Source organism: Niallia sp., from assembly GCF_031978665.1.
GTDB lineage: Bacteria > Bacillota > Bacilli > Bacillales > Cytobacillaceae > Niallia.
The window spans coordinates 320-5005 of the sequence record NZ_DALZDK010000075.1 but is presented as its reverse complement, the minus strand read 5'-3'; the positions used below and the strand labels follow the sequence as shown (position 1 = coordinate 5005).

The 4686-nt window shown below is 34.9% G+C and carries 5 protein-coding genes; 3 read left to right on the top strand and 2 right to left on the bottom strand.

The window, feature by feature from the left end; genetic code table 11:
* Positions 1 to 166: 166 nt before the first annotated feature.
* The gene (pgmB, locus tag RTL21_RS23160; protein ID WP_312099551.1) at positions 167 to 832 is read right to left on the bottom strand and encodes a beta-phosphoglucomutase; all 666 of its coding nucleotides are present in this window, start codon (positions 830 to 832) and stop codon (positions 167 to 169) included.
* Positions 833 to 1043: 211 nt separating this feature from the next.
* Here pgmB and RTL21_RS23155 point away from each other — a divergent pair, with 211 nt between their 5' ends.
* The gene (locus tag RTL21_RS23155; protein ID WP_312099549.1) at positions 1044 to 2276 is read left to right on the top strand and encodes an aminopeptidase; all 1233 of its coding nucleotides are present in this window, start codon (positions 1044 to 1046) and stop codon (positions 2274 to 2276) included.
* Positions 2277 to 2384: 108 nt separating this feature from the next.
* Here RTL21_RS23155 and RTL21_RS23150 read toward each other — a convergent pair whose 3' ends face one another.
* On the bottom strand, positions 2385 to 3503 hold the full coding sequence (locus tag RTL21_RS23150; RefSeq protein ID WP_312099547.1) for a DUF4309 domain-containing protein: 1119 nt from the start codon (positions 3501 to 3503) through the stop codon (positions 2385 to 2387).
* A 416-nt stretch (positions 3504 to 3919) separates the two neighbouring features.
* Between RTL21_RS23150 and RTL21_RS23145 the strand changes: the two genes are divergently transcribed.
* Positions 3920 to 4192 carry an acylphosphatase gene (locus RTL21_RS23145; RefSeq protein WP_312099545.1) on the top strand — a complete coding sequence of 91 codons (273 nt, stop codon included), beginning with the start codon at positions 3920 to 3922 and terminating at the stop codon, positions 4190 to 4192.
* 132 nt (positions 4193 to 4324) lie between these two features.
* The coding region (gene mscL, locus RTL21_RS23140; RefSeq protein ID WP_312099543.1) for a large conductance mechanosensitive channel protein MscL at positions 4325 to 4686 on the top strand (362 nt) is incomplete at its 3' end.

Here is a 4686-nt window from a genome sequence, read left to right as displayed (position 1 = left end):
ATCATGCGTATGAAAACCACTTTTGATAAGAACAATACACAAATTTGCGTTTATCATGCGTATGAAAACCACTTTTGATAAGAACAATACACAAATTTGCGTTCATCATGTGAATGAAAACCACTTTTGATAAGAACAATACACTTATGTCCCCAACCTCTTTTGCCTATCTTTGATTAAATTTCTCCAATAGAATATTAGCCTTTAATTCCAAAGTAGAGGAAACCTGCCAATCTGCTTTTTCAAAAACCTCGCCTTCCCCAATTCCAACAGAAAACATAGGTGTCTGTAATATCCCGCTCAAGCCTGCTTGTCCATCTTCTATAGCTGCACAATTAATATAATCGACCCCTAAGCAGTCCGCCGCTGTAAGAAATATTTCTGGATCTGGTTTTCCCCTTTTCAAGGAATGGGGGTCTACAATGCATTCAAACCAGTCTCTTATACCAAAACGCTCCAAAAGATAAGGTGCATTGGAACTTGAGGATGCTATCCCAAATTTGATACCCGCTTCCCTTAGCTCCTTAAGGAAGTTATACATTCCTGGCAGCATATTTTCTACCGTAAATTCAGCAATTAAGTCTTTATAATAATCACTTTTTCGATTTCCTAATAGTTCTTTTTCTATATCTGTAAACATTTTATCTGTCCGTGCGACTAAATCATCGATCAGAACCTTTCTTGGAACGCCCTGATACCTTAAATTATCCTCTCTTGTAAAGGGTGCGCCAATTTCCATTGCCATTATTCTCGTTGCTTCGTAATACAACGGAACTGTATCCGCTATTACGCCATCGAAATCAAAGATGACCGCTTCTAACTTATTAGACATATAAACCTCCTAAAATGAATCGTTACATCTATTCTAACAAAAAAGGCATATCATCGGCACACTCCCCTAAATACTCCAATTATTATCCTAATGTTACGATGAATCAGTTTATTTCTTTTTCTAAAAAAGCTACAATAGAAGCAGCATCCATTCCATCCTTGGGATTCATGCTCATACATAGAGCGTTAGCTTATAGAAAAGGAGAATGAAAATGAGTACATTTCAAGAAAATCTGCAAAAATATGCAGAACTCGCAGTAAAAGTTGGCGTTAACATTCAAAAGGGACAAACACTTGTTATCAATACATCCATTGAATCTGCTGAATTTGTTCGTCTAGTAGTGAAAGAAGCTTACCAAATTGGCGCAAATAATGTTGTGGTCAACTGGGGAGATGATATCGTCACTCGTACAAAATATGAATTGGCACCAGATGAAGCATTTATGGAATACCCTGAATGGAGAGCAAAAGAGACAATTGCACTTGCAGAAGAAGGAGCAGCCTTCATGTCTGTAGTATCTTCAAGCCCAGATCTTTTAAAAGGGATTGCCTCTGAAAGAATCAGCAATTTCCAAAAAGCTTCTGGTACAGCTTTAAGTCAGTTCCGAAAATATGTGCAGTCCGATAAAGTAAGCTGGACTGTAATCGCTGTTCCTTCACGAGCTTGGGCCAATCTTGTCTTTCCTGATGCTTCTGAAGGTACTAGAGTCGAGTTACTTTGGGATGCTATTTTTAAAGCAATAAGAGTAGACAAAGAAAATCCAATCCAAGCTTGGAAAGAACATGATGAAACACTTCATACGAAAGTGGATTACTTAAATAAGAAAGCATATAAAAAACTCCATTACACAGCACCAGGTACAGATTTAACCATTGAACTTCCTGAAGGACATTTATGGTGTGGAGCAGGCTCCATCAATGAAAAGGGTTTTGAATTCATGGCAAATATGCCGACAGAAGAGGTTTTCACTGTTCCTCATAAAACAGGTGTAAATGGAACAGTTTCAAGTACAAAGCCATTAAGCTACGGTGGAAATATCATTAATAATTTCTCCATTACCTTTAAAGATGGACGTATTGTCGATGTGAAGGCAGAAGAAGGAGAAGAAATTCTTCGTCAATTAGTGGAAACAGATGAAGGTTCGCACTACCTTGGAGAGGTTGCTTTAGTGCCTCACCAATCTCCAATTTCACAATCAAATATTCTTTACTACAATACATTATTTGATGAAAATGCATCAAACCACTTAGCAATCGGTAGTGCCTATGCATTTTGTATCGAAGGTGGAAAGAAGATGTCTAGTGAAGAATTAGCGGAAAAAGGACTAAACGACAGTATTACACATGTCGACTTTATGATAGGTTCAGACAAAATGAACATTGACGGTATTGCTGCAGATGGTACAGCAGAAGCGGTATTCCGTAATGGTGATTGGGCTATTTAAGCACCCAACTTGTGAAAAAGTAACACACTAAAGGAGTGGACATGAAATGTTTACAATCTAACAAACATTTCATGTCCACTCCTTATTTTTTGATACGATAAACCATCTCTATTTCACCAATTTAATCGATTTAATCCTTTGCGATAAGTCTAATTGGATAATTAATTTATAGTTTCCTGCCGAGTAAGTTGCTACATATCCATCCTCTTTGGTAACGAAATCCTCAGGCTTCCCTAGTGTATCTTGAATGGACTGTACCGATTCTTTTAACCGAATTCCAGGGATAGAAATGGAGGTAACAAGTTTCGTGCTCTTATCATAGCGATAAGTCACCTCTGGGAAATCTAATTGACTGTATTTTTGATTATAATCCTCCATCGTATAATTTGAGTTAATTTTCTTTATCTCTTTTATATTTGTACCAATCGGATATTGAGCGCCTATTAACATTCCTTGTTCCGCTAAACTCATTAAATTAGGCGTAATGGTTAAATTTTTATATGGGTAATAAAACTCTTCCTTCTCTAGCCAATTTTTAATGGTTTCCTTATTATCTACAGAAGTTGCATCCAGTTTCACTAATTTTCCGGTCTTTGGTTCGAGCATCCACGTATCAAATTCCATTATTTTTTCATCTTTTTTTCTTAATGTTTGTATATAGTTTTGCTGTATGTTTTTGATATTTTCACTGTATATTCGCATGCCATAATCGGTTAGGGTAACTAATTTTTCTCCTTGGATGGTATAGAAATAAGCCATAACCTCATTCGTTTCTTTCCCTTGAAAAATAGCAGCAATATTTTGCTGATTAACCACAAAAGTTCCTGTATTTTTTTGAGACAAATTAAAAGTCATCGGATTTGGTAATTCAAGCTCTTGTTTTACTACCTCATTTCCATACTCTTCTGTCCATAAGAAAAAGGCAAAGTCACCTGTTACAATCGTATCATCTTTTTTCCCCAACTCATTATCTTCTACTTGCTGATATTTCCTTTCGCCTTCACCTACGATAAATACTTGATACTCTTTCTCTTCTACTTTCATATCTATTTCAAAATAAGCATTTTCTTCTACCCATTGTAGATCTTTCTTTATAACGACATGCTTTTTGTCCATTTCATTCTTATGTTTATCTGCTAAATAGGAATTTAACATAGATGCTACTAAAATTCCTGCAATTATAATTACTCCGACCCATAATAGCCAGATATATTTGTTTCTTTTCATTATTTTTCTCCTATTTTCCAAACACATCTATACTCCGGTAATGGGAGATAGATATTTCGATTACAGTTATTTGTTGCCCTATTCATCAAAAAAACGGCACACTCACCATAAGTTATTTTAGTCAAGCCACTCAAAAAATAGTATCAAAATTTTTTCAGGGCTTGTAACATATCTATTAATAGTACCAAATTGCTCTCCAATCTACAAATCTAGCTTTTTCCAGCTGATTACTCCAACTTCTTCGAGATTTCCTATACACAACCAATGAACTATTTCCCACCATTCCTCTCTAAGTCTAATAACCCAATTTGCGACAAGAGAAACAAATATGAGATGATTGATAGAATAAACAATGGGATTATACTATATATAAAGAAGTTTCTTTTATAAAAAACAATACAATCTGGAGGTAAGAAATGAAACAATTTCATCTTATTGTTAGGGGAAGGGTTCAAGGAGTTGGTTTTCGATACTTTGTACAAACTTTAGCTTTAGAAAATCATGTAATGGGCTGGGTTCGAAATAATCCAGATGGAACAGTTGAATGTATTGCCGTTGCTTCCCTAGATACACTACATACTTTTGTAGAAAAAATAAAATTAGGAAATCGCTTTGCAAAAGTCCAGGATGTCGAAATAACTGAAACCGAGCCAAAAGAACTATTTTCAAGTTTTAAAGTAAAATATTAATCAAATCTCTTTTGTTATTTCCCTCCTTTTCATCAAATCCATAGGCTTGAAATTAATAATTTTTCATGTAAGAATAATTATATTTTAATGACCTATAATGGAAAAATAGAAGATTAATTTCAGGAGGATTATATGTGGAAAGAATTTAGAGCATTTGCAATAAAAGGAAACGTTATCGATCTAGCGGTTGGGGTAGTAATCGGAACTGCATTCAGTAAAATCGTCAGTTCACTAGTTCAGGATTTAATTATGCCTTTCTTCGCCAAATTTATTATCGGAGTGAAGTTTTCTTCTTGGGCATATGGAGATATCAAATACGGAAACTTCGTGCAAACCATTGTTGATTTTTTCATCATTTCTTTCTCTATTTTTCTAGTAATCCGTTTCTTAAGTAAATTTAAGAAGAAGGAAGAAGTCAAAGAAGAAGCTGTTACTGTCGATACAAAAGAAGAATTATTAAAAGAAATCCGCGATTTATTAAAAGCAGAAGTTGT